We start from the raw sequence: 23,111 nt of genomic DNA, 5'->3' as shown, positions 1-23,111 counted from the left end.
GACCCAGGGCCGCCACCCGATCGTACGTCGACGGCGGCCTGAACCAGATCTGAGTGACGCCTGACCGGCCGGACTCGCTCAGGCGGGCGAGCCCGGAAGCCTCGATCGGCGTCGCCATGGGGACATTCAGGCGCCGAGCACCAGCGGTACGAGGAAGTAGATCTCGACGGCCTCGTAGACCGCGCCGATGACGAAGAGCGCGAGCGCCGCCAGCCAGAGCCGGCCAAGCCGGCCCAGACCGCGCACGTAGGCCTGTCGTCGCGTGGTGGCCCCCACCGTCGCCGGCCGGAGCCAGGACCTGCCCAGCAGGTAGGCGCCGAACATCACCAGCGCGTAGGCCTGGAACTCGATGAGCATGGTCAGCGAGTGCGGGATGAGGATCAGCGCCGATGTCCGGTCGACGGGCGCCAGGAGGATCCCTATGTCGATCGTCTTGATCACGAAGACCACGAGGCCCGCGAAGGGGATCACGAGGGACGGCAGGACGATGAGCGGCAGCGCCGTCGCGAACACGTTGACCAAGAAGATGGTCGCGCCGAAGATCCAGGGGCTGCCGATCACGGTGTCGACGAGCGCCCCCTGGCCGCCGTCGACGAAGGAGGACGTCCGCGCGGCGTGGAGATCGGGGAAGATCAGGGCCAGGGCCATGCCCAGGAGGAGCGTGCCGTAGGCAAGGGCGTTGATCAGCAGGTACGCGCGCGGGTCGGCACGGATGATCTGGAATGGCCTGCGAAGGAGGTTCATGATTCTCGTCTCCGTTTCTCTGGTGATGTGTCATCGGCGTCTGCCGGAGCGGGCCACCCGGCGGTCAGTTGCCCCCGGCGTCGAGCAGCCAGTGGTGGCGCAGACGCAGTGCCCTTTCCATGCCGGCCAGCGCGGCGCCGAGGGCGAGCGTGAGGTTGAGCCAGAGCGGCAGGTGGATGGGGGAAGTGAAGGTGCCGAGGTTCTCGGCGATGGGCGGCACCCGTGAGATCGGCCCGATGATCTGCGGGAGGTTCAGCATCAGGCCGATCACGAGCATCACGACCGAGGCGGCGGCGATCATGCGGCTCACCGTCGGATGATCACGCTGGAGCCGGGCCCGCCTGCCCTCTCCCGATGCCGGGTCGGGAACGAGTTGGTGCTCCTCGCCCGTGGTGGTGACGAAATGGCAGCGCTTGATCCCGAAGCTGCTCGTCGCGACCTCGATGACGCCGCACTCCAGGGGGAACACGGCGGGGATCTTCGACTGGGCGTGATGGCGACCGTCGAGATACAGGTGCGCCGTACTCTCGCCGCCCGACTGGTTGCCCCAGTGCCGCACGTCGACGGCGTATGTCCCCGGCCTCCGGCCATCGGACGAGGGCGGCAGGTGGAACAGCGCGCGCCCCAAGGGCAACTGCCACCAGCGATACCGCTGAAGAGGCCGCCCGTCGCCGCGCTTGACCCGCCGGATCGCCCGGCTGCGCCGCCATGCCTTCAACACGTTTCCTCCACTTCGTCGCTTCATCAGCACTCGACTAACACACTGTGTTACCCGGAATAATGGACAAGCTATCACAGCGTGCTAGTACAGTGTGATAGTGCTGTGAACGAGTGAGGCGGAGGCTCAGGTGATGACGGAACAGAACGAGCGGCTCAGCAGCCGGGACAAGGTTCTCCTGGCGGCGATGCAGCTGATCGGGGAAAACCCCGGGGCGAAGCTCAGCGTGCGAGCGGTCGCCGCCCGCGCGGGAGTGAGCACAGGATCTCTCCGGTTCCACTTCCCGACACAGCGGGCGCTCCAGGACGAGGTACTCACCCGTCTGTACGACGTCGTCGTCCCCGAAGACCGGATCCACGATCGGGACGTGCCGGCCCGTGACCGCCTTGCCGACTGCCTGCGCCAGGTCCTCGCCCCCGCCGGAGTCGGCGCCGGCGCACGGGAGGCGCACCGCACCATCCACGAACACTTCATCGCCCCGGAACCGACCGAACACGTGCGGGAGGCGTATCTCGCCCTCGAAGGGGAGGGGCGTCGTCGCGTGGAGTACTGGCTGACGGTGCTCACGCAGGAAGGCGCTCTCACCCCCGGCGACACCTCCCGGCGCGCGAAGTTCCTCCTTACCGTCCTGAACGGCCTCGCGCTGGAGCGAGCCCTCCCCTCCGACGGCTCGATCCTGCAGTCCGAGAACGACACCCTCTACATGGCGGTCGACGCGGTCCTGAACTCCGGAACATCCTGACCCGTTCGTGCCGGGCAGCGAGAACTGGACACCATCTCATCGACATCCCTCGAAGGGACGACCAGTCATGTCATCCTCACGCCTCATGGGCGCAGCTGCCGTGCATGATCGATAATCGGGACGAATCGCCTTTCCGATAACCGGTGCGGTCGGCCAACCCCACCTGACGAGCGGAGAAGCATGACAAGATTCGTTCGCGTCCTGACCGTTCTTCTGATGATGACGGTCCTCATCCCTCGTGGAAACGCGGCTGCGGCCGTTACGTCGGCCGGCCGGGCCATCGCCTGGGCACCCTGCGTCGAGAACCCGACCGCGGAGTGCGGCACCCTGACCGTCCCCATCGATGGGGCGAACCCCGGCGGCCCCACCATCGACCTGGCCGTGGCCAGGCGCAAGGCCACCGACCCCCAAGCCAGAATCGGCTCCCTGATCATCAACCCGGGTGGTCCCGGCGAATCGGGGGTCGACTTCGCCCTGAGACGGCGAAGCTACTTCAGCGAAGAGATCACCCGGAGATTCGACATCGTCGGATTCGATCCTCGCGGCGTGGCACGAAGCACTCCCGTGGTCTGCTCCGCCGAACTCATGCGGCAGGCACCAGCCGACCCTTTCCTCAAGAGCCAGATCGACTTCGATCGATGGCTCGACTACAACAACCGGCTCCGCGCCGATTGCCGCGCCCGGACCGGACCCCTGTTCGACCACGTCGACACGCTCAGTGTGGTCAACGACGTGGACGCGTTGCGCGCCGCCATCGGTGACAGGAACTCACCTACTACGGCCTTTCCTACGGCACCCTCATCGGGCAGCTGTACGCCGAGCGTTTCCCCGGCCGAGTCCGGGCGCTCGCCCTGGACAGCAACATCGACCACAGCCTGCGCACCGCCGCCTTCCTCAACACGGGGGCCGCCACGGCCCAGGACTCCTTCGAGGAGTTCGCAGCCTGGTGCGAACGCGACAGCGCCTGCGTACTGCATGACCGCGACCTACGCGCGTTCTGGGCGAACTTGCTCGCCCGCGCCGAACGCGGCGAGTTGCACCACCCCGGCCACCCCACCGTCACGCTGAGCACTCTCGACCTCATCAGGCTTCCCTTCCAGACCGCCTACGGCCCCTACTGGCGGGAACTCGCCGAGACGATGGTCGCGATCGACAGCGGCGCCACCCCCTCGAAAGCGCTGCCGGAGATCTTCACACGTCAGCTCACGCAGCGCCGGACCCCGCGCGCGGACGGTCTCGTCCCCAACCCCCTGCGAATCGTCTGCCAGGACTTCCATCTGCCGATCCGGAACTACCGCGAGTTCGCGGCCCTCCTGCGCCGTTCGCAGCGCATCGCACCTGACATGCGGGTGAGCCCGCTGACCTTCTCCTTCACCATGGGCTGCCTCGGCGAACCCGTCCCGATCCCCAACCCGCAACACCGCCTGCGGATCGATGGCACCCCCACGTTGCTCCTGGGCAACGCACGGCATGACCCCGCCACCGGCCACGCCTGGGCAGCCAGCGCGGCCGGCCAGATCGGCGGTGAGGCACGGCTGCTGACGTACGAAGGCTGGGGACACAGCATCTACAACCGCAGCCAGTGCACCCGCGGCACGATCGACCGATACCTCATCGACCAGACGCTTCCCCCTCCCGGCACACGCTGCCCCGCGGTCCCCTACACGAGCACACCGGCGCCGCCACAGTCCCGACCCACACCAGCCACCCTCCCGCTCGATCCGCCCGGCCCGTCCTGAACAGCGGCACGGAGAACTCGCGGGCTCGTCCGGTGATCGGCGGCCTCAGCCGAGGCGCGGGGGACGCCAGCGCCAGGTGGGGTTGGCGTCCGGCGCGATGCCCCGCCGCCACAGGGACGCGGGGGTGAGCCGGATCATGGTGGTCAGTGCCCGATGGGCGGCGCGGGAGGTGGCGCGGCGGCCGTCCGCGCGGGCCCCACGGGCGGTGGTCTGGGTGCGGGGACGGCGGGCGGCGTCGTAGTGGCGCAACGCCGTCTCGACGGTGGGCTCGGTGGCGAGGGCGGCGGCCAGGACGACGGCGTCCTCGATCGACTGACCGGCGCCCTGGCCGCGGTCGGGGCTCATCGCGTGCGCGGCGTCACCCAGAAGGGCCACGCGGCCGTTGACGTAGGTGGGCAGCGGGTCGAGGTCGCGGATGTCGATGTGGATCACCGCGTCGGCGGGGGTGGCGTCGATCAGGCCGGGGATCGGATCATGCCAGTCCTGGGTACGGCGGGCCGCCTCGGCCTTCTCGTCGGCGTGGCGAATGCCGGGCCGGTCGGCGGTGGCGACCAGGGCCCAGTAGGCACGGCCCCGGGACAGGGGGTGGATGAGGAAGTAGGCGCCTGGTCCCAGCGTCATGCTGCCCGGCAGCCCGTCGATCGGGGCGACGCCCAGCCAGGCGGTCCGGCCGAGAAACCGGGGTGCCGGGGCATCGGGCCACAGCAGGCGCCGTGCCGTACTGCCGATGCCGTCCGCGGCGATGACCAGGTCGGCGCTCAGCTCACCGACGGCGGCGCTGCCACGGTCCTGGCTGATGCCGGTGGCCTCGGAGCCCGTGCGGATCCAGCCGGCGGGCAGGGACTCCATCATGAGGCGGTGCAGGTCGGCGCGGTGGAAGGCGAGCAGGGGCGAGGGCTCGACGGGGTGGGCCCGTTGCAGGTGGCGGCCGTTGGCGGTGCGCAGGTTGGCGGTGGCGTGCGTGGGCACGCCCACCTGGCGGGCCCGCTCGCCGACACCGAGTTCGTCGAGGGCGCGCAGGGCGTTGGGGGCCTGGGACATGCCCGCACCGATCTCGCCCAGCTCGGGTGCGCGTTCGAGCACGGTGGCCCGCCAGCCGATGCGGTGCAGGGCCAGTGCGGCTGCGAGCCCTCCGATGCCGGCGCCGATCACGATGGCGTGGCCGGTCATGGTTCCTCCTGGTCCAGGGGCGGGGCGTTGTCGAACACCGCGGCCATCCAGCTGAAGGTGGCCTGTGCCTGGCGGATGCGGGCGGCGCGCTCGCCGTCCGGGCCGACCAGGTCGAGGCCCTGGCGGGTGATGTCGAGGAAAGCGGTGATCCCGGCGATCTGCTTGCGGACCACGGCATGCCAGGCGTCGTCGGCCATCCGGTAGTACATGGTGCGATCACCCGGCCGGGTGCGCCAGGACAGGAAGCCCATGCCGGTCAGCAGTCGCAGGTTGAGGGTGAGCGAGGCGCGGCTGGCGCCGATCGCGGCGCTGATCTGCCCGGCCGACTGCTCGGCCGGGTCGCACACCATCAGCCAGCCGAGGATGCGCCCGGCGATGGGTGGCACACCGTCGCGTGCCAGGTACATGGCCACCTGCTCGGCCCACTCCAGCAGCTTGTCGTCTTCCACGCTTTTCACGAGATTTAGTATGAGATAAAACCCGTGTATCCAGCAAGAGGGTGAACCGGGAAGCCTGGTCGGCCCGCAGGTCTTCCCATGTTCTGCTGGATCGCCGCACCGGCCGTCCGGCTCACTCGGCCGCCATCGTTCTCTCGCCGGCCGTACAGCAGGCCGTAGCGATCGATCCGCCGCAGTTGGGCCATCACGAGCAGGACGGCGCCCAGCACGAGCGGCCAGATCCGCAGGGCGATGAGCCCCCAGGCGCTCAGGACGAGCCCCGAACGCGGCGCACTTCTACGGGCGGCCGGGAAAAGAATTGTGCAGACTACTCGCTTCGTCTACATTTTCTCTACATAACGCCATCGCCGAATTTAGCCGCGAGCCATTTCATGTCAACCGGGCCCCGATCGCGCCTTTTTGATTATTCGGAAAGAATCAAAATAGCGACGTTTTTCAAGAAGTCTTCGCCCGGGATATCACAGAGCGTAATCAGGACTCCTTTCCTTTCCCTTGGGAAATGTTCAACGGCGATCACGGAGTGCGTCGGAGCGCATCGCAGACGTGATTGAAAACGTTATCAGCACAGCCAGCTGCCCAGATCGCGGCAACTCTGCGTAATTGGACTTAATTCGCATTGTCCATATCGTGTTAGTCACGCACACAGACAAGGCCCACTCAGGACGGTGCAGAGATGAAGCTCCAATACTTCGAGTACTGTTTCGCCGACCGCCTCTTCTATGACGAGCCAGGCAAGTGGGCTGCAGCCCAGAAGGGTTACAAGCAGGCCGAGGCCCCTGCTCCAGAAGGCTGGCGCACGGTCAGAAAGGGCCCCTGGTTCAATTACATGTGCGGCGCGGCGACAATGCTCTCCCAGGGCTGGAAGATTCATATTTCGGCCACTCGTGAAACAGCACAACAGGTGCTCGACGTCACCGCGGAGTACTGCCTGGCCGGGCAGATCTCCTTCAAGTTCCTGACCAGCGAGGCCGCGTTCATCGGCCGCAACCTCAAGTACGCCGACCGGGGCGGCAGCGGGAAGTTCATCACCATCTACCCGACCTCTGACGAGCAGCTCAAGCAGGTGCTCGATGACCTGGACCCGCGTCTGCGCGGGCTCGGCGGGCCGTACATCCTCAGTGACCTGCGCTGGAAGGACGGCCCGCTGTACCTGCGCTACGGCGGCTTCGTCGAGCGGGTGACCCGCAATGACCTGGGCGAGCCGGCCATGGCGATCGAGACGCCGGACGGCGAGCTGGTGGTGGACCAGCGGGATCCGGTGTTCTACGTGCCGGACTGGGTGCGCCCGCCGGCCTTCCTCGACTCCCATCTGCGCGAGCGGCGCGACGGTGAGGCCCCCGCCGACTTCCCTTACGACATCGAGTCGGCAGTGCACTTCTCCAACGGCGGCGGCATCTACGTGGCCATCGAGAAGGCCACCGGCAGGAAGGTCATCTTGAAGGAGGCCAGGCCCGGAGCGGGGCTCGACCAGGTTGGCCGGGACGCGGTCAGCCGGTTGAAAAGGGAGCACGAGTTCCTGGTCAAGCTGACCGACCTGGACGCGGTGGTCGACTGCTACGACTACTTCGAGCTTTGGGAGCACCACTTCCTGGTCCAGGAGTTCGTCGACGGCGTCACGCTCAACAAGCGCATGGTGCACCGCACGCCGCTGATCCAGTTCGAGCCCACCGAGGAGACGATCCGCGAGTTCGCCGAATGGGCCGTCGACATCACGGCGCAGATCGACGAGGTCGTCGCCCGGCTGCACGAACGCGGCATCGCCTTCGGAGACCTGCACCCGAACAACATCATGATCACCGAAGAGGGTCAGGTGAAACTGATCGACTTCGAGCTGGCCACCTACGTCGACCAAGAACAGCGCATCGGCATGGGGGCGCCGGGCTTCGTGCCGCCGGACAAGCGCGAGAGCCTGGCCGCCGACCGTTATGCCCTCGGCTGCTTGAAGATCGCGCCGTTCGTGCCGCTCACCGTGCTCATCACCCTCGACACCACCAGGGCACGCGCCCTGGTCGACTTCGTGCGGCAGCGCTTCCCGATGCCCGAAGGCTGGGGCGAGAGCGTGCTCGGCCTGCTCGACCTGGGCTCCTCTGAATGGGCGGGCAGCCAGGAGCAGATGACGCACACCAGCGAGGTGATCGCTGGAGGCGACTGGCAGGAGATCGAGGCGTCCATGGCCAGGGCGGTGTGGGCCAGCGCCACACCGGAACGCGAAGACCGCCTCTTTCCGGGCGACGTCGAGCAGTTCACCCTGGGCGGCCTCGGGTTCGGCTATGGCGCGGCCGGCGTGCTGTACGCGCTGGCCAAGAGCGGGTACGGCCGGCGCGAGGAATACGAGCGGTGGCTGCTGGAGCGGGTCCGCCACCATCAGGGCCTGCACCGGATCGGCTTCTATGACGGTCTGCACGGCATCGCTCATGCCTTCGAGGAGATCGGCAACCGGGAGGCAGCGCTGGAAGTGCTCGACCGGATCGACACGATCGGCCACGTGTCGCTGGCCGACGAGCTGATGAGCGGGCTGAGCGGTGTGGCGCTGAACCAGCTCTACTTCGCCGGACGCCTCGACGATCAGGGGTTACGCGACTCGGCGATCAAGGCGGCCAACCAGATCGGCGAACGGCTGGTGAACCAGCCGCCCAAGCCGGTCGACGACAACGGCAAGCACCGCAGAGCCGGGCTGCTGTATGGCATGTCGGGGCCGGCCCTGCTGTTCGTCCGGCTCTTCGAGGCCACCGGCGACGACACCTACCTCGATCTGGCCGAACAGGCCATCGGGCACGAGCTGGAGTGCTGCGCCCACGTCGAGGAAACCGACGTGCTGTTCGTCAACGAGGGCTGGCGCATGATGCCCTACATCGGCACGGGGTCGGCGGGGGTCGGGCTGGCTCTCAGTGAGCTGCTGCGGCACCGCCGTACCGAGGATCTGTCGGTCGCGATGGATCGCCTGCGCCGCGCGGCCCACGCCGAGTTCCACGTGTGCCCCATGGTGTTCTTCGGCACTGCCGGCCAGATGGGCTTCCTCAACCACCTCCGCACGCTTTACCCGGACACCACCCGCCTGGATGAGCTGATCGCCGTCAAACGCGAGCGGCTGCGTCTGCACATGGTCGGGCTCCGGGGCGAGATCGCCTTCCCCGGCGATCAGCTGATGCGGCTGTCGATGGACTTCGGCACCGGCAGCGCGGGCATCCTGCACGCGCTCGCCGGTGTACGCGATGCGTCGTTGCCGCTGCTGCCTTTCCTGCGGCCCTTCGCCGGGGCAGAGCGCGGAAAGGAGGCGCCGGCTCACCCAGACGAGCTCGACTGACCGTTCCACTCCATCCCGAAAGGAAGATCCACATGGCATTCGTCCTCGACCTCCAGTCGCGTGGCGTTCCGGCCGACCGGGCCAACGGCGACTACGACGCGCTCGGTCCGAGCAGTCTCAGCCCATCGTTCTGTATCAGCGGCTGGACCTTGATCGGCTGCTGACGACCCAAGGGAGTCCAAGAGATGTCCTTCGTTCTGAACCTGCAGAGCATCCAGGCCGGCCGTGACGACACCGGGAACGGCGCCGCCCGGCAGCCCAGCACCTGGAGCCTGTCGCTGTGCTTCAGCAATCAAAGCTGGGCCGCCTGCTAGCCCGTTAAGGAGAGACCGACATGGCTTTCGTCCTCAACCTTCAGGACCTGTCGCGATCCGGCGCCTCCGCCGACGGTGACGCGGTCCTGTCGATCAGCACCAACAGCTGGTTCAACTGCCAGAGCAGCGCCAGTCAGTTCCTGTGCATCACCACCATCACCGCGTGATCTGAAAGGAGAAACCCGACATGAGCTTCGTCCTCGATCTCCAGACCAAGAACGTCCGCGAGGCGCACGACGGCGTCGAGCCGGCCTCGCTCAGCTTCCTCAGCCCTGTGACCTGCTTCAGCACCACCAGCATCGCCGTCTGCTAACCATCCGCACAAGCGAAAGGAACCGACCATGGGATACGTCCTCAATCTGCAGAACAGAAGCGCCCCCTCCTCCGGTGAGGGACCCGCCTCGGTGCTCAGCACCGTCAGCGTCGGCGTCGCCTGCCTGGCCAGCACCGTCAGCCTGTCGGCGTGCATCGGCGGCAGCACGGTGAGCGCCGTCGTCTGCATGTAGCACCGTCCGGGCCTGGCCGGGGCGCCTCGCGCGTCCCGGCCACGCTCATGTCAGGGAGGACATGAATGCGCTGGACAAGCGCCGACCGGTTACTGGCCCGCACGGCACGGGCCGGCTGGTGGTGGAACATCCCGCTTTTCACCGTGAATCTGATCCGCGCGGCCGGGGCGCTCGCGCTCCCGGCGGTCCTCGCGGCTGCGATCGACGAGCGGCTCGCGAAGGAGGAGGGACATACCGCCATCGCCCAGCTGACCGGCCTGGTCCTCCTACTGCTGGCAGCCGAGGTGGTCAACCAGCTCATCGCGCCCTGGTGTGTGAGCACGCTCGTCCTGGGCCTGCGGCGTGATTTCCTCACCCACATCCTGCGGCTCGGCACCCGCGAGCGTGCCAGGTTCGCCGGCGGCGATCTGACCAGCAGGTTGCTGACCAACACCACGGAGACGGCCTCCGTCGTCCCGCTGTTCAGCTCCTGGATCACCTCGCTGCTGGTATCCGGCGGCGCCCTGATCGCGCTCGCTCTGATCGACCTTCGCCTGTCGGCCGCCTTCGTCGTCGGCGCGCCGGTCGCCGCTCTGGTGATCCGCTCCTTCGTCGGCAGGGTCTCGCCACTGCTGACCGCGTATCTGGAGATCCAGGGCCGGATGTCGGGCCGGCTGGCGGAGGTTCTGGCCGGCATCCGCACGGTCCGCGCGGCCGGCTCCGAAACTCAGGAGATCGACCGCGTGCTCGCGGACCTGCCCGACCTCCGTCGCGCCGGGCATGACTCGTGGATACTGCAGGGCAAGCTGAGCCTGCGTGCCTCCCTGCTGATGCCGCTGATCCAGGTCGCGGTCCTGGCCACCGCCGGGTACGCGCTGGTGGGTGGCGACATCACCCCGGGCCGGCTGACCGCCGCAGCGGGGTATGCGGGGATGGCACTCGGGCTGCTGAGTCAGGCCGGGGCTTTCATGGCCCTTGCCCAGGCACGCGCGGGCGCCCGCCGCCTGGAGGAGGTCCTGTCCACCCCGACCATGTCGTACGGCACGCGCACGCTGCCCGAAGGTCCCGGTGACCTCACCTTCCAAGGCCTGACCGTGAACGGTGTCCTGGACGGCGTCAACCTGCGCGTGCCGGGCGGAAGCAGCCTTGCTCTCGTCGGCTTGTCCGGATCGGGCAAGAGCACGCTGGCAGCGGTCGCCGGTCGGCTCATCGACCCGGACACCGGCCAACTACTCCTGGACGGGGTACCGGTACGTGAACTCACCGCCGCGGAGCTGGCCGCCCATGTCAGCTGGGCGTTCGAGCGCCCTTGCTACCTGGAGGGGACGTTCACGGACGCGATCGGTTTCGGCTCCGGCGACCGGGTCCGGGATGCCGCCCGGGCGGCGCGGGCGGACGCGTTCATCAGGCGGTTGCCCCAAGGGTATGACAGCGCGTGCGCGAGCACCCCGCTGTCCGGCGGGGAACGCCAGCGCCTTGGCCTGGCCCGCGCCCTGGCCCACACCAGTCGCCTGCTGATCCTCGACGACGCGCTGTCCAGCGTGGACAGCGTCACCGAGCTGCACATCAGCAAGGCCCTCACCCAGCAGGTCACCGCTACCCGGATCATCGTGACCCACCGCCCTTCACTGGCCGCCCGCGCCGACCGGGTGGCCTGGCTCGAAGACGGCCGCCTGCTCGCCGTGGCGCCACACCACGAGCTGTGGAAACAGCCGCGCTACCGCCGGCTGTTCAACCCAGGACAGGAACGGGAGTTCAGCCATGCGTCATGACACAGTGGGCTGGCACCTGATCGGCCGCTCGCTCTTGGCCCGCCGCAGGCCGCTGGCCGGGCTGGCGGCCTGGTCGGCTCTCGAGGCGCTGCCCGCGACCGTAACCGGGTTGCTGCTCGCCAAGGCGATCGACACGGGCTTTCTGCGCGGCGACATCCCGACCGGGCTGCTGTGGTTGTCCGGGCTGCTGCTCGCCTACGCCCTGGGCGGCATCGCCACCCGCTTCACCTTCCCGATGATCGGATCGATCGTCGAGCCCCTGCGCGACGAGCTGATGCACGCGGTCGTCGCCGGCATCGTACGCGGCGGCGACGGCGTCATCGCCGACGGAGCCACGATCTCCCGTATCACCCAGCAGGTCGAATCCGTACGCAGATCGGTGGCGGCGCTGCTGAACGGCTTGCGCCGCTTCGCCTTCACGATCGTCGCGGCGGCCATCGGGCTGAGCGCGCTGGCCGGCGAGATCGTGTGGCTGATCCTGCCGCCCGTGCTCGCCTCTGCACTGCTGTTCACCGCGCTGCTACGCCGCCTGGCCCGCCGCCAGCGGGCCACGATCGAGGCGAACGAGCGCGTGGCCCGCGAGGCGGGCGCCGCCATCGGCGGCCATCGCGACATCGCGGCCTTCGGCCGCCAGGACGAGGTGGTCGACGGCGTCCACCTCGCGCTGAGCGCCGAGCGCGCGGCCCAGCAGCGGCTGGCCGGCGCGACCGCCACGCGCAGCCTCATCACCGCGATCGGCGGCCAGTTGCCTCTGCTCGCGTTGCTGCTGGCCGCCCCCTGGCTCATTGACCGTGGTATGAGCGCCGGTGTGCTCGTGGGCGCGGCGACCTACCTCAGCGCGCACCTGGAGCCGGCCATGCGGATGCTCACCGAGCTCGTCGGCGGGTCCGGGCTGCAGCTGGCGGTGACCGTCCGCCGCCTCGCCGCCCTCGATCACGCGCCGGCGCCCGCTCAGGCAGGCGAGCCGGTCACCCCGCGCGGCAACCGCGTCATGGTGGACGACATCTGGTTCTCCTACGGCGCGGACGCCGAACCCGTCCTGCGTGAGTTGTCCTTCGCCGTGCCCGAGGACGGCCATCTGGCCATCGTGGGCCCCAGCGGCATCGGCAAGTCGACGCTCGCGATGCTCCTGGCCGGCCTTGCGCTCCCCTGCCGGGGGCAGGTCACGGTGGGGGCGGTGCGTCCGGATGGCATCGCCGCCATCCACCGCCGCGAGCACATCGTGCTGCTACCGCAGGAGTCGTATGTCTTCCGCGCCACCGTCGCCGACAATCTCCGCTACCTCGCTCCCGAGTCGAACGAGCACGAGCTGGCGACCGCCGCTGAGCTCGTCGGCGCCGACCAGCTCATCAGCCGCCTGGGCGGGCTGCGCGCGCAGCTCGACCCCGCCACGTTGTCGGCGGGCGAGAAGCAGCTGATCGGGCTGGCCCGCGCCTACGCGAGCCGAGCCCGGGTGGTCATTCTCGACGAGGCCAGCTGCCACCTGGACCCCGCCGCGGAGGCACACGCCGAACGCGCGTTCCGCGACCGGCCGGGCACGCTCATCGTGATCGCTCACCGCGCCGCGTCCGCCCTGCGGGCTGACCACATCCTCCTGCTGGACGGCACCCGTGCCTTCTTCGGCGACCACGACCATCTCCTGACATCCTGCGCGCTCTACGCCGAACTCGTGGCTCCCGCCGGACAGCGCGGATCAGGCCACGGCGGATCGGCCGTACCTCACGAGCCGGTCTGCCGCTGAGACACCCACACCGCCAGCTGGGTCCGGTCGCGCAGGCCCAGCTTGCGCAGGCAGTTGGAGATGTGATTCTTGGTCGTGCCCTCGGTGATGTGCAGGTGCCGCGCGATCTCACGGTTGGAAGCACCGGAACCGATGAGCATGGCAACCTCATACTCGCGATCCGACAACCCGCACGGTGCCCCCGTCGCGGCGCCCGGCTGCTGCGGCTCGGCCGGACCAGCCACGCCGGCCTCTTCACGCAGGGCCGCCACCAGCCGCTCGGCCGCGGGCGCGCCCAGCACGGTCTCCCCCCGCGCAGCCCGCCTGATCGCGGCCACCAGTTCGTCTGGCGAGGTGTCCTTCAACAGATAACCGCGCGCTCCCGCGCGCAGGCCGCCAAAAATGTAGTCATCGTCGTCGAACGTCGTCAGCATCACCGCGGCGATCCGCGGAAAGTCCGCACGAAGCCTCGCGACCAGCTCGACACCATCCATACGCGGCATCCGGGCATCGACCAAGGCGACCTCCGGCTGACGCTCCCGCGAAAACGTCGTCAGCAGTTCCAGCGCCTCCAGGCCATCGGCGGCCAACCCGGCGACCTCGATACCCGGCTCGATCTCCAGCAGCTTACGCAGGCCCTCACGCATGAGGATCTGATCGTCGACCAGCAACACCCGAATCACGTTCACACCGGCACCATCGCTCGCAGAGTGAATCCCTCACCAGGGTCGCTCGCCAGCCGCAGCTCGCCCTTGACGGCTTCCACTCGTTCCCGCAGGCCGCGCAGTCCGAACCCGCCGGCGATCGCGTCCACCACAACACCGGTGCCGTCATCGCGGACGCTCACCTCCACACGCTCCGGCGTGCACTGGAGCGCCACCTCGATGCGGCGCGCCCGGGAATGGCGTAGAGCATTGGTCAACCCTTCCTGAACTATCCGGTAACACACCAGTTCACGGCCCTCATCGATGTCCGGCCACGCGCCCGTCACCGTGAAGTCGACCTCAAGGTCGGCCGAGGAGAACGACTCGGCCAGTGCCCGCAGCGCGGCGATACCCTTGCGGCCGTCCATCCGCAACGGCCGCAGCGCACGCACCCACCGCCTCGTGTCCGTCAGGGCCTCCAGCGTGAGCTCTTGGGCTTGCCGCACTTCCCCCCAGGCCGCCTCGGGGCGCAAGGACCTGTACCGCTGCGCGTTCGACAGCCCCACGTTGATCACGGTCAGATAGTGACCCACCGAATCATGCATGTCCCGCGCCATCCTGGCCCGCTCCTCGGCAATGGCCAGCTCCCGTGTCCGCGCCGCATGGCGCCGGAGCTCCGCGTGCGCATCCTCCAGTTCGGACAGCAGACGCCGCGTCTCCTCCGCCCGCCGATGCGCCTCGATCATCGCCACCACGACAACCATGATCACCAAACAGAGAAGCAGCACGGTCGCGCCGTTCAGAACGGCGGCCAGCAGCGACTGCTCCGGGTTGATCACGCCGAGCATGAAGTGGAACAACCCGGCCGTGGCGGCGTAGGCGATGCCCCCGCGCAATCCGAAGACCACCAGGACGTTGCCCACCGCCATGCTGGCGATCAGCAGAGCGGCGACCCCTCCGGCCGTCATCAGCAGCAGGCTCGTGATCACGAACAGCGCACTGGCCGTCTTGCGCAGAACCGAAGCCCCGGGCCGCCACGGCACCGCCAGCCACAACACGCAGCTCAGTGGTAAGGCGGCCGCGCTGATCAGGAACGTCGTCTGCGACAGCGGCCACCCACCCTGCAACCGATCTGACGCCTGGAATCCGACCACGAACACCAGCGCGCTGATGAGCGCGGACCCCCAGAAGAAGATGTTGAACACCAGCGGCGGGCGATCCTCTGGGAATCCCACCCAGCTGTTGACGTCACGGATCGACCTGGCATCCCGCATAACCGGGAGCATAACCAGCCCTTTCCCTCAGCACAGCGTGGCAAAGGTCATGTCCTGACAGCCATGACCCCGGTCATGGCGGCCCCGCTCCGAATCATGACCCTGATGTGCCGTGTGTGGGATATCTGGGACCGATTATCCGAATCTACGATCATCACGACTCCTAACGGGGGCCCGGCTCAGGCAGCGACAAACGTCGGAACGGAGCGTGTTAGGTGTTGGCGAATCGCACCTTCGAAGCATTGGCTCACGCGCGGCGCCGCGAGGTGTTGTCCGTACTCAGAGATCACCAGCGGATGTCGGCCGGCCAGCTCGCCGAGCACCTCGGCGTGCCCCGGCCCACCCTGTCCGGGCATCTCAACGTCCTGAAAGGCGCGGAGCTGATCGTAGGCGAGCGAGACGGGACGACCATCTGGTACCGGCTCAACCTCAGCGTGATGGAAGAGACCGCCCATCTCGTCTTATCGCTGCTGACCAGGGAAAACACCGCACTCAAGGTCCGCGCGGCCGTACTCGCGGATCTCACCGACAACCACCACGTGAGGATGAGGAAGGCTGTATGAGCAACGCGCCATCGAACCTCCAGACCGCCCGTCCACCGTGGATCGGCATCATCGTGTCCGCCCTGAGCCTGCTCGCCATGGCCGTCGTGGCCTGGCGGGTATGGGACTCCCTTCCCGCACTCGTGAACACCCGCGAGGCCACGCCCATCCGCGCCGGCGTCCAGGTGCCGCGCATCGTCGTCGTCACCGCGCTGCCGGGCGTACTGATGCTGATCGCCGCGATCATGACCGTCTCCACCACGCTCGGCGGCCGCCTGCGCCATCATGTCGACCCGCGACTCGTCGCCAGCCCGCGCTCGCAGACCAGGTCGATGAACGTCCTGTTCGTCATCCTCCCGTTGTTCCTCCTCGTCCTGCACACCGGCCTGCTGTTCAAGACCACCGACCGGCACTTCCCGTTGGAGCAGGCGGTGGGGGTGGCCTTCGGCGTCCTGCTGGCCTCGCTCGGCAACGTGCTCCCCAAGATCAGCCCGGCGCGGGTCTCCGGCCGCTTCGCGCTGGCCTGGCAGCACTCACAGCGCGCCGGCGGCGCGGCCATGGTGATCCTGGGGATCGCCTGCGCCATCGGAGTCTTCTTCCTGCCGCCGACCATCGTGGTCGTGGCCGCGGCCCTGCTGATCGCGCCGATCTACGTTCTGATGGTCCTTCTCGCCATGGCCAGGTCCCGCTGATGACACCCGACAAGACGACGATCGTCCTGCTCACCCTCATCCCCTACATGGCGATCATGATCGCCTTCGCGATCTACTGCCTGATCGACCTCTCCCGCGTCCCCAGGGTCAAGCACCTGCCCAAGTGGGGCTGGGCGCTGGCCTGCCTGCTGGCCATGCCCTTGGGCGGCATCGTCTATCTGGCCGTGGGGAGAGATCGGTGAGCGAGCATGCCGTGATCACCCACGGGCTGACGCGCGACTATGGGAGCGGCGCCGGGGTGTTCGACATCGATCTGTCGGTGGGCCAGGGCATCGTCTACGGGCTCGTCGGACTCAACGGCGCCGGCAAAACCACGCTGCTGATGCTCCTTGCCGGGCTCAGGCATCCCGACTCGGGGCGGATCAGCGCCGGACCGGCCCCCTCCGAGATCGCGATCTGCCCGGACGTGCCGGAGTTCGAGCCCTGGCTGAGCGCCGCCGAAGTCGTCGAATGGGCCGCCCGGCTGGCCGGGCACGACCATGAGCCTGGCCGGGCCCGGCACGTTCTGGAGCAGGTGGGGCTCGGTGCGGTGGCGCACCGCCGTACCAAGGGATTCTCGCGCGGCATGAGCCAGCGCCTCGGCCTGGCCGCCGCCCTGATCGGGCGGCCACGCCTGCTCATCCTGGACGAGCCCGCCGCCGGCCTCGACCCGCAAGGACGAGCCGACGTGCTCACCCTGATCGAATCCCTGGCGGGACAGACCACCGTCATCTTCTCCAGCCACCAGCTCGGCGACATCGAGCGAGTCTGCGACGAGGTCGGCGTCCTGCGGGACGGACGCCTGGTCCACCAAGGACCCGTCCGGCAGTTGCTGACCGAACGCCTGTCCCCGGCCTGGCGCATCGGCGTGCGCGGCACCGCCCACGACATCGCGGACCTGCTGGCCGCGCAGCCCTGGGTCACGACGTCCCGTGCCGTGAACGACGACACCGTCCATGTCGAGGCCGGCTCGATCGCCTCGGGCGAGCGCGGCATCCCCGCGGTGCTGAGCGCCGCGGGCCACGCGATCACCGGCATGTACCCGCAGGAAGCCAGACTGGAAGACGCCTTCGCGGCGCTGACCTCGGAAGGCACCCGATGAACGGATGGGCATGGCGCCTGGAGTGGCTGCGCCTGTGCCGCACCCACCGCTTCCTGGCCGCGGCGGCGCTCTTCATCACCTTCGGCATGTCAGGGCCGTTCATGGCCCTGTACTCCGGTGCGATCATCGCGCGAGCCGGTGCCTCGCTGTCTGTTCCGCCCGTCGCGGTGACGCCCGCGGCCGGCGTCGCCTCCTTCGTCGACAACAGCATCGGCCTGGGCCTCCTGCTCGTCATCGTGATCGCCGCGGCGACCCTGGCCATCGACCACCGGCCGGCCGTGTCGATCTACTATCGCAGCCGGGCGCGTTCGGCCGCCGCCCTGATCATTCCACGCTATGTCGTGGTGACGCTCGCCATGATCGCGGCCTACTCGGTGGGTGCGTGGATCACCTGGTACGAGACGGCGGTCCTCATCGCGATGCCCTCCGCGGCGGCGATGGTGCTCGGCAATCTCCTCGTGGCCCTCTACCTGGCGTTCGCCGTCGCGGTGGTCGCCCTGCTGTCCGCACTTCTTCGCGGCATGCTGCTCATCGCCGGTGTCGCGGCCATGGCGTTGCTGGCACTGCCCGTGGCGGGGCTTGTACCCGGGCTCGGCGCGTGGATGCCGTCGAGACTGCTCACCGCGCAGCACACCCTGCTCGGAACGGCCGGCCTCACCGACTTCACACCCGCCGCCGCAGTGGCGGCGATCGCCACCACGATCTGTCTGACCCTGGCCACCCGGTACGCGTATCGCAGAGAAATCTGAACCGGTGGCCGGCAGACACGGGTGTTCATGTCCCGGAGCAACCTGTCTGGGTCTACCCGTGGGTTGTCGCGGTACCGGTGTCAGCGGCCTGGAATAGGCCCCCGCCATTTCCGGGGTCGGTGCCGAAAGAAAGGCGGCCTTGCATTCTCTGGATGACTTACGCGGTATCCGTAAAGGAACCCTCCCGCGAGTTGAATCCATGGGAATTGACATGATCGCCCGATGTCCTGGAGCCTGGAGTCACCCCCTCGAAAGGCCGGTACACGCGTGGACAGGGATCGCTACGCCAGGTTCGCCATCGTCATCGCCTCACTGGTCCTTCTCCCGCTGGTCCTTGAGCTCATCTCCTGGTACATCGAACGGGAGGACTACAGCGTCTCCCGCGCCATCACCGTGCTCCTGGTTATCGTCTCGCTGGCCGTGACGGCGCTGGTGCTCGGCCGGCTGCGGGCCCGGCTGCCGATACTCCTGGTGGCCGCGATGACGGTGACAGCGGTGGCAGAAGGCGTCATGGGTTTCGTCGCCGCGTTCGGTCCGGTGTGGTGGCGGGGCGGAATCGCGAGCGAGTTGCTGGGACTGGTCACCGCGGGAGTCAGCGCGTTCACCATTGCCACCGGCGTCTACCTGATGACCCTGTACCGCCGGGGCCTCTACCTTCCGCATTTGTCGGCGCCAACGGGTCCGGCACCGACGGCCACCAAGCGCAGGGTGATCGGCGAATCGGAAATCCTGATCCGGACCGTGCCCAACCCGAGCGGCTCGGTGGAGAAGGCGCTCACCAGTTGCGTGGCCATGCTGAACCAGGACGACCTGCACTTCGTCGGCTACTTCCTCGGTGAGCAATGCCTGTTCTACACCGACGTGCTGGAGGACGCCGACCTGGCCCACTTCTTCCACGACACCGACCCCGAGCAGCGCCGGGAACTCTACTTACAGGCCGGGCGGCAGATGCTGTGGCTGACCGCCCGGCTGGACCGGCAACTGTCCAGGATCGAGAGCGGCATCCTGATCAGGACTGTGCTCGACGTCGAGCGTGGCGCGCTGTACTTTCACTGGGTCGATGCCGGCCTCTATCTGGTCGGCGTCACGCTGGACCAGCGCAAGGTCGACGTGGTCGACGACAAGATGGCCCGGCTCGTGGACATCATCCGCGGGCACTTCACGCTGCCGCCGATCAACCAGCGCGAGCCCCCATCGCGAGGGCACTTGCGACCGATCTCAGGGGGTGAACGTTGGTCCGAATCGGGTTCTTAATCCTCATTGTCGGCTTCGGATGGCTTACTGCTGACTTGGCCGACATTCGCGGGTTGACGCACTCGGGGACCTATCTGCTGCTCAGCAGCCTGCTGCTGGCAGTCGGCCTGTACGGCAGCACGCACGGCATCGACCGGGCCGAGGCCCGCCAGCATGGCAAGCTGATCCTGCTCGCGGTCACCGTCGGCGTCCTGCTGAAGGCGGCCTTCATCGCGGGAGTCGTCTACCTCGTCTCCGGCGATCCGCGCGCGGTGATCCTGGCGGTGGCGATGGCGCAAATCGACCCGCTGTCGGTCGCCTCGGTCATGGCCGACAACCGACTGTCCGATCGAGCCAGGACGATCCTGGGCGCATGGTCGTCCTTCGACGATCCGGTGACGATCATCCTGGCCTTCTACGCCGTGTCACTCAGCCGGCCCACCGACGGCCTGTCGACGTCCTACCTGATGGATCTGGGACTGAACGCGTTGTTCGCCGCGGCCGCCTACGGACTGTGGCGGCTCGTTCGCAAAGCGCCGCCCGTACTGACCTATCTGGCCGTGGTCTCCGCGATCGCCTCCGCGGCCTGGAGTTCGCTCATGCTGGGCATCGCCACCGCCGGACTGTACCTGCGCCTGCCCGATTCCCGCTGGCTCGCCCGGGCGGTGACCGCCGCCTTCGCCCTCTCGGCGTTCCTGATGGGACTGCTGCTGGTCGGTGGCACCAACCTGGCGATGGGCCTGCTCCTTGGCTTGGCCGCGTTCACCGCCCAGATGCTCGCCGCGCTCGTACTCACCCACGGCCTGCCCATGATCGACCGGATCCATCTGGGGCTGGCGCAACAGAACGGGATCACGGCGGTGATCCTGGCCCTGGCCTTTGAACGGGAATTCCCCGGCTTCGTGGCGGTGGTCGCCCCGGCCATCCTGACCGTGAACCTTGTCTACGTACTGGCCAACCGCGCAGCCGACATCTGGGGCCCCCGCCCCGCCCAGCCCTCCTCACCGGGGTGACGTTCACGGGCCGGCCCAGCCGAAGCTTCGGCGCCATCCGCCGGGCTCGCCACTGTGGCTTGCCGAACGGAGGCGGCCATGTGGACACTGAGCCGAGATTTGCGGCCGAACAGGACACCATCATGCACTTACGCCCGGATCTGATCATCCGCTGCGGGAATGCCTTTGCCGGTTTTGTCGCTCCGTACGTCGTGCTGGCGACCGTCATCTTCTTCACCGAGGATCTGGTCGTCCCCGACCCGGTCGCCTACAGCCTGATCGTCGTAGCCGCGCCGGCGATGCCGTACCTGGCAATCCGCGGTTTCCGGATGGCGATCCTCTGCACGCCCGCCACCGTCACGGTGCGGGGCTGGCTGCGCAACCGCACCATCCCGATCCAGGACGTGGCCGATGTCGGTGACCTCCTGTCGGGCCGCCTGCTGTGGCTGGATGCGACAGGCCGTCTCCGCCGCACGCCCGTCATCGCATTCGTCACGCTTGCCCGCACACCAAGCAGCATCGAGGAACACAACGTCCAGGCGGAGCAGCGGCTGCAGGACTGGGTCGCCCGCCACCAGACGAGCGCGGCCAAGAAACGGCATCTCGCGGCCCTGGCACGGAACTGGCCGAGGAGGACGCGTTTCCTCTGGCTGGGCGGGAGTCTTGACGACGTGGTCGGCTGGGTGCTCATCGCGGTGGCGCTGACGGGCGCGGGGTTCTTCGCCCAGGGACTGCCGTCAGAGATCCGTGCCGTCCAGGGCTTGGGCCGGCCCGGGACGTTCACCGCGATCGACCGCGACTGCGGTGATGTCACCTGCTCGTGGAACGGCTCCTTCCGCTCTCATGACGGCACGGTGGTCAAGAGTGACGCCTGGTTGTACGGCACGGCCGTCGAGGAACTGCAGGCCGGCGACCAGGTGGCCGCACTGGACACCGGACATGCCCACAAGATGTTCACACCCGGCACCCACGACCTCATCTCCTGGCCGTTCTTCGTGATCGCGGTGGTGGCCGTCGGCTGGTACGGGCTCCGGCGCATCACAAGCGCACGACGAGAACGACTGGCCGAACTGGCCATGGCCAGGAAGAAGCGCTAGCGGCCTGACCGCGAGCCGGTCAAAGCCGCTTGCCGGAGGGGCCAAGGCTCTCTCCAGCAGTTAGGCCCCTTCTGGAGGCGTAATGATCGATCGCTCCGCTTGGGTGAGCGCCTCGATCAGTGGGCGGATGATGGCCACCATGTCACGCCGGGCAACGTTCGGTTCGAGGGCGGCACCGACGTAGAGCGCCGCTTCATCCGCCACCGCCAGCAAAAGGTGCGCGAGGGGCCGGACCGGGAGCGGCAGAAGCACGCCGTCGCGCACCCCTCGGGCGAGGACTCCCTCGATCAACCCCAGCACATTGGCCTGGCAGATGCCGCGCCAACGCGCCCAGCCCAGCACCGACGGCCCGTCGAGCAGCACGATCCGCTGCACGTCGGGCTGCTGGCAGGCTTCGAGCCAGCCTTCGGCGCTGCGCATCATCAACGAAACGAAGTCGCCGGCAGCGTCGGCGTCGGCGAACATCTCGGCGGCGAGCCGCTTGGTGATCTCACCCTCGACATCCGCGAGTACCTCGGCGAACAGCTCGGTCTTGTCGCCGAACTGGTGATAGAGCGCGCCTCGGCTCACGCCCGCCTCGCTGACGATCGTCTCCGTCCCGACTCCGGCGAATCCATGTTCGGCGAACAGCCTCCTACCAGCGGCGATCAGGGCGGTCCGGGTCGCGGCCGTGCGTTCTGCTTGCGTGCGGCGGGAAACTTGCATACAGTCTGTTCCTAAGTTTACATACAGGTTGTATCTATCTGAGGATAGCCGCATGACAACCATCGACCTGCCACAGGGCACCGTCAGCTATCGCGCCGCAGGCCCGGCGAACTCGGCCGCGCCTCCGGTGGTCTTCGTCCACGCGTTCCTCGTCGACGGCTCGGTCTGGTCCGGCGTCGCCGACCACCTCGCCGAGCAAGGCATCCGTTCCTACGCACCCGACTGGCCGCTCGGGGCCCATCGCACACCACTGCGAGACGGCGCCGACCAGTCTCCGCGCGGCGTCGCCCGGCAGATCCTGGCCTTCCTCGAGGCCCTCGACCTGCGCGACGTCACGCTGGTGGGCAACGACACGGGCGGCGCGCTGAGTCAGTTCCTGCTCGACATCGACGCCGGCCGGATCGGCAGGCTCCTGCTCACGAACTGCGACGCCTTCGACACCTTCCCGCCCTTCCCCTACAACATCATCTTCCGCCTCCTCCGCGGCGAACTCCGGATGCGCCTCAACATGCAGCCCATGCGGTTACGGGCCTTCCGCCACTCACCCCTCGGACTCGGTCTGCTCGCCAACAAGCTGGATCCGGTCGCAACCAGGGCATGGATCGAGCCGAGCCTACGGAGCAAGAAGATCCGCCTGGACGCGGTGCGATTCCTGCGAGCCGTCGATCCGAAGGACCTGCTCGACGTCTCCACCCGCCTGAAGGACTTCACGGGACCGGTGCGGATCGTGTGGGGCACCGCCGACCGCGCCTTCAAACCCGCACTCGGCCGGCGTCTGCAACGCGCGTTTCGCGACGCCTCCTTCGTCGAGATCCCCGGTGTACGGACCTTCGTGCACCTCGACGCCCCCACCGTGCTCGCCGAGCACATCGTTGCCCTGTCATCGGCCCAACCGCCACAGGACTGATGACCAGA

25 protein-coding genes and 1 pseudogene are annotated in these 23,111 nt (G+C 68.1%); 19 read left to right on the top strand and 7 right to left on the bottom strand.

Annotated elements, in window-relative coordinates:
- Nucleotides 1-126: 126 nt before the first annotated feature.
- On the bottom strand, nucleotides 127-744 hold the full coding sequence (locus ACIBKY_RS44015; RefSeq protein WP_397106729.1) for a stage II sporulation protein M: 618 nt from the start codon (nucleotides 742-744) through the stop codon (nucleotides 127-129).
- Nucleotides 745-808: 64 nt separating this feature from the next.
- Complete coding sequence (locus ACIBKY_RS44010) at nucleotides 809-1,465, bottom strand: hypothetical protein (RefSeq protein ID WP_397106727.1); 657 nt, start codon at nucleotides 1,463-1,465, stop codon at nucleotides 809-811.
- 130 nt (nucleotides 1,466-1,595) lie between these two features.
- Between ACIBKY_RS44010 and ACIBKY_RS44005 the strand changes: the two genes are divergently transcribed.
- Nucleotides 1,596-2,204, top strand: coding sequence for a TetR/AcrR family transcriptional regulator (locus ACIBKY_RS44005; RefSeq protein ID WP_397106725.1), 609 nt, complete (start codon nucleotides 1,596-1,598; stop codon nucleotides 2,202-2,204).
- Nucleotides 2,205-2,980: 776 nt separating this feature from the next.
- Nucleotides 2,981-3,943 (top strand): annotated as a pseudogene (locus ACIBKY_RS44000) (alpha/beta hydrolase); the annotation flags it as partial.
- Nucleotides 3,944-3,988: 45 nt separating this feature from the next.
- Here ACIBKY_RS44000 and ACIBKY_RS43995 read toward each other — a convergent pair.
- Both ACIBKY_RS43995 and ACIBKY_RS43990 read right to left on the bottom strand, forming a co-directional pair.
- Complete coding sequence (locus ACIBKY_RS43995) at nucleotides 3,989-5,113, bottom strand: FAD-dependent monooxygenase (protein ID WP_397106723.1); 1,125 nt, start codon at nucleotides 5,111-5,113, stop codon at nucleotides 3,989-3,991.
- Nucleotides 5,110-5,571, bottom strand: a complete 462-nt coding sequence (locus ACIBKY_RS43990; protein ID WP_397106721.1) for a GbsR/MarR family transcriptional regulator — start codon at nucleotides 5,569-5,571, stop codon at nucleotides 5,110-5,112. The genes ACIBKY_RS43995 and ACIBKY_RS43990 overlap by 4 nt, the downstream gene beginning before the upstream one ends.
- A 673-nt stretch (nucleotides 5,572-6,244) precedes the next feature.
- Here ACIBKY_RS43990 and lanKC point away from each other — a divergent pair.
- The 8 genes from lanKC to ACIBKY_RS43950 all read left to right on the top strand — a co-directional run bounded on the left by lanKC (nucleotide 6,245) and on the right by ACIBKY_RS43950 (nucleotide 13,187).
- Nucleotides 6,245-8,875: a class III lanthionine synthetase LanKC gene (gene lanKC / locus ACIBKY_RS43985; protein WP_397106719.1), complete on the top strand. Its 2,631-nt coding sequence runs from the start codon at nucleotides 6,245-6,247 to the stop codon at nucleotides 8,873-8,875.
- A gap of 32 nt (nucleotides 8,876-8,907) precedes the next feature.
- Nucleotides 8,908-9,039 carry a hypothetical protein gene (locus tag ACIBKY_RS43980; protein ID WP_397106717.1) on the top strand — a complete coding sequence of 44 codons (132 nt, stop codon included), beginning with the start codon at nucleotides 8,908-8,910 and terminating at the stop codon, nucleotides 9,037-9,039.
- A 21-nt stretch (nucleotides 9,040-9,060) separates the two neighbouring features.
- Nucleotides 9,061-9,189, top strand: coding sequence for a SapB/AmfS family lanthipeptide (locus ACIBKY_RS43975; protein ID WP_397106715.1), 129 nt, complete (start codon nucleotides 9,061-9,063; stop codon nucleotides 9,187-9,189).
- Between the two features lie 20 nt (nucleotides 9,190-9,209).
- On the top strand, nucleotides 9,210-9,356 hold the full coding sequence (locus tag ACIBKY_RS43970) for a hypothetical protein (protein WP_397106713.1): 147 nt from the start codon (nucleotides 9,210-9,212) through the stop codon (nucleotides 9,354-9,356).
- Nucleotides 9,357-9,376: 20 nt separating this feature from the next.
- Entirely contained in the window at nucleotides 9,377-9,502 is a 126-nt protein-coding gene (locus ACIBKY_RS43965; protein WP_397106711.1) for a hypothetical protein, read from the top strand.
- Between the two features lie 28 nt (nucleotides 9,503-9,530).
- Nucleotides 9,531-9,695, top strand: a complete 165-nt coding sequence (locus tag ACIBKY_RS43960; protein WP_397106709.1) for a hypothetical protein — start codon at nucleotides 9,531-9,533, stop codon at nucleotides 9,693-9,695.
- A 65-nt stretch (nucleotides 9,696-9,760) separates the two neighbouring features.
- Nucleotides 9,761-11,446 carry an ABC transporter ATP-binding protein gene (locus tag ACIBKY_RS43955; protein WP_397106707.1) on the top strand — a complete coding sequence of 562 codons (1,686 nt, stop codon included), beginning with the start codon at nucleotides 9,761-9,763 and terminating at the stop codon, nucleotides 11,444-11,446.
- Nucleotides 11,436-13,187, top strand: a complete 1,752-nt coding sequence (locus ACIBKY_RS43950) for an ATP-binding cassette domain-containing protein (protein WP_397106705.1) — start codon at nucleotides 11,436-11,438, stop codon at nucleotides 13,185-13,187. The genes ACIBKY_RS43955 and ACIBKY_RS43950 overlap by 11 nt, the downstream gene beginning before the upstream one ends.
- On the opposite strand, the gene ACIBKY_RS43945 is transcribed toward ACIBKY_RS43950, so the two are convergent.
- Both ACIBKY_RS43945 and ACIBKY_RS43940 read right to left on the bottom strand, forming a co-directional pair.
- Nucleotides 13,166-13,855, bottom strand: coding sequence for a response regulator (locus ACIBKY_RS43945; RefSeq protein WP_397106703.1), 690 nt, complete (start codon nucleotides 13,853-13,855; stop codon nucleotides 13,166-13,168). The genes ACIBKY_RS43950 and ACIBKY_RS43945 overlap by 22 nt on opposite strands.
- Nucleotides 13,852-15,084: a sensor histidine kinase gene (locus ACIBKY_RS43940; RefSeq protein WP_397106701.1), complete on the bottom strand. Its 1,233-nt coding sequence runs from the start codon at nucleotides 15,082-15,084 to the stop codon at nucleotides 13,852-13,854. Before ACIBKY_RS43940 ends, ACIBKY_RS43945 begins: the two co-directional genes overlap by 4 nt.
- Nucleotides 15,085-15,299: 215 nt before the next feature.
- On the opposite strand from ACIBKY_RS43940, the gene ACIBKY_RS43935 reads away from it, so the two are divergent.
- The 8 genes from ACIBKY_RS43935 (at nucleotide 15,300) to ACIBKY_RS43900 (ending at nucleotide 21,491) form a co-directional block, all read left to right on the top strand.
- On the top strand, nucleotides 15,300-15,647 hold the full coding sequence (locus ACIBKY_RS43935) for a metalloregulator ArsR/SmtB family transcription factor (protein ID WP_397106699.1): 348 nt from the start codon (nucleotides 15,300-15,302) through the stop codon (nucleotides 15,645-15,647).
- Nucleotides 15,644-16,318, top strand: a complete 675-nt coding sequence (locus tag ACIBKY_RS43930) for a hypothetical protein (RefSeq protein ID WP_397106697.1) — start codon at nucleotides 15,644-15,646, stop codon at nucleotides 16,316-16,318. The genes ACIBKY_RS43935 and ACIBKY_RS43930 overlap by 4 nt, the downstream gene beginning before the upstream one ends.
- On the top strand, nucleotides 16,318-16,521 hold the full coding sequence (locus ACIBKY_RS43925) for a PLDc N-terminal domain-containing protein (RefSeq protein WP_397106695.1): 204 nt from the start codon (nucleotides 16,318-16,320) through the stop codon (nucleotides 16,519-16,521). The genes ACIBKY_RS43930 and ACIBKY_RS43925 overlap by 1 nt, the downstream gene beginning before the upstream one ends.
- Complete coding sequence (locus ACIBKY_RS43920) at nucleotides 16,518-17,420, top strand: ABC transporter ATP-binding protein (protein WP_397106693.1); 903 nt, start codon at nucleotides 16,518-16,520, stop codon at nucleotides 17,418-17,420. Before ACIBKY_RS43925 ends, ACIBKY_RS43920 begins: the two co-directional genes overlap by 4 nt.
- Nucleotides 17,417-18,169, top strand: coding sequence for a hypothetical protein (locus ACIBKY_RS43915; protein WP_397106691.1), 753 nt, complete (start codon nucleotides 17,417-17,419; stop codon nucleotides 18,167-18,169). Before ACIBKY_RS43920 ends, ACIBKY_RS43915 begins: the two co-directional genes overlap by 4 nt.
- A gap of 267 nt (nucleotides 18,170-18,436) precedes the next feature.
- Complete coding sequence (locus ACIBKY_RS43910; protein WP_397106690.1) at nucleotides 18,437-19,423, top strand: hypothetical protein; 987 nt, start codon at nucleotides 18,437-18,439, stop codon at nucleotides 19,421-19,423.
- Nucleotides 19,424-19,458: 35 nt separating this feature from the next.
- Complete coding sequence (locus ACIBKY_RS43905) at nucleotides 19,459-20,415, top strand: hypothetical protein (protein ID WP_397106688.1); 957 nt, start codon at nucleotides 19,459-19,461, stop codon at nucleotides 20,413-20,415.
- A complete protein-coding gene (locus ACIBKY_RS43900) occupies nucleotides 20,412-21,491 on the top strand; it encodes a hypothetical protein (RefSeq protein WP_397106687.1) in 1,080 nt (359 codons plus the stop codon). Before ACIBKY_RS43905 ends, ACIBKY_RS43900 begins: the two co-directional genes overlap by 4 nt.
- Nucleotides 21,492-21,551: 60 nt before the next feature.
- Here the strand turns inward: ACIBKY_RS43900 and ACIBKY_RS43895 are convergent, their stop codons facing one another.
- Complete coding sequence (locus ACIBKY_RS43895) at nucleotides 21,552-22,196, bottom strand: TetR/AcrR family transcriptional regulator (RefSeq protein ID WP_397106685.1); 645 nt, start codon at nucleotides 22,194-22,196, stop codon at nucleotides 21,552-21,554.
- A gap of 52 nt (nucleotides 22,197-22,248) precedes the next feature.
- On the opposite strand from ACIBKY_RS43895, the gene ACIBKY_RS43890 reads away from it, so the two are divergent.
- The gene (locus ACIBKY_RS43890) at nucleotides 22,249-23,103 is read left to right on the top strand and encodes an alpha/beta fold hydrolase (protein ID WP_397106683.1); all 855 of its coding nucleotides are present in this window, start codon (nucleotides 22,249-22,251) and stop codon (nucleotides 23,101-23,103) included.
- Nucleotides 23,104-23,111 lie beyond the last annotated feature (8 nt).

This window comes from Nonomuraea sp. NPDC050394, from assembly GCF_044459065.1.
GTDB lineage: Bacteria > Actinomycetota > Actinomycetes > Streptosporangiales > Streptosporangiaceae > Nonomuraea.
The sequence above is the reverse complement of the archived record's forward strand: the minus strand, read 5'-3'. Positions and strand labels throughout refer to the sequence as shown.

What these genes read in the sequence shown, in the direction of transcription:
- ACIBKY_RS43895 (WP_397106685.1), bottom strand. Translation starts at nt 22,196, where the DNA reads ATGCAAGTTTCCCGCCGCACGCAAGCAGAACGCACGGCCGCGACCCGG.
- ACIBKY_RS43970 (WP_397106713.1), top strand. Translation starts at nt 9,210, where the DNA reads ATGGCTTTCGTCCTCAACCTTCAGGACCTGTCGCGATCCGGCGCCTCC.
- ACIBKY_RS44015 (WP_397106729.1), bottom strand. Translation starts at nt 744, where the DNA reads ATGAACCTCCTTCGCAGGCCATTCCAGATCATCCGTGCCGACCCGCGC.
- ACIBKY_RS43915 (WP_397106691.1), top strand. Translation starts at nt 17,417, where the DNA reads ATGAACGGATGGGCATGGCGCCTGGAGTGGCTGCGCCTGTGCCGCACC.
- ACIBKY_RS43965 (WP_397106711.1), top strand. Translation starts at nt 9,377, where the DNA reads ATGAGCTTCGTCCTCGATCTCCAGACCAAGAACGTCCGCGAGGCGCAC.
- ACIBKY_RS43890 (WP_397106683.1), top strand. Translation starts at nt 22,249, where the DNA reads ATGACAACCATCGACCTGCCACAGGGCACCGTCAGCTATCGCGCCGCA.
- ACIBKY_RS43930 (WP_397106697.1), top strand. Translation starts at nt 15,644, where the DNA reads ATGAGCAACGCGCCATCGAACCTCCAGACCGCCCGTCCACCGTGGATC.
- ACIBKY_RS43940 (WP_397106701.1), bottom strand. Translation starts at nt 15,084, where the DNA reads ATGCGGGATGCCAGGTCGATCCGTGACGTCAACAGCTGGGTGGGATTC.
- ACIBKY_RS43975 (WP_397106715.1), top strand. Translation starts at nt 9,061, where the DNA reads ATGTCCTTCGTTCTGAACCTGCAGAGCATCCAGGCCGGCCGTGACGAC.
- ACIBKY_RS43925 (WP_397106695.1), top strand. Translation starts at nt 16,318, where the DNA reads ATGACACCCGACAAGACGACGATCGTCCTGCTCACCCTCATCCCCTAC.
- lanKC (WP_397106719.1), top strand. Translation starts at nt 6,245, where the DNA reads ATGAAGCTCCAATACTTCGAGTACTGTTTCGCCGACCGCCTCTTCTAT.
- ACIBKY_RS43950 (WP_397106705.1), top strand. Translation starts at nt 11,436, where the DNA reads ATGCGTCATGACACAGTGGGCTGGCACCTGATCGGCCGCTCGCTCTTG.
- ACIBKY_RS43995 (WP_397106723.1), bottom strand. Translation starts at nt 5,113, where the DNA reads ATGACCGGCCACGCCATCGTGATCGGCGCCGGCATCGGAGGGCTCGCA.
- ACIBKY_RS43955 (WP_397106707.1), top strand. Translation starts at nt 9,761, where the DNA reads ATGCGCTGGACAAGCGCCGACCGGTTACTGGCCCGCACGGCACGGGCC.
- ACIBKY_RS43980 (WP_397106717.1), top strand. Translation starts at nt 8,908, where the DNA reads ATGGCATTCGTCCTCGACCTCCAGTCGCGTGGCGTTCCGGCCGACCGG.
- ACIBKY_RS43960 (WP_397106709.1), top strand. Translation starts at nt 9,531, where the DNA reads ATGGGATACGTCCTCAATCTGCAGAACAGAAGCGCCCCCTCCTCCGGT.
- ACIBKY_RS44005 (WP_397106725.1), top strand. Translation starts at nt 1,596, where the DNA reads ATGACGGAACAGAACGAGCGGCTCAGCAGCCGGGACAAGGTTCTCCTG.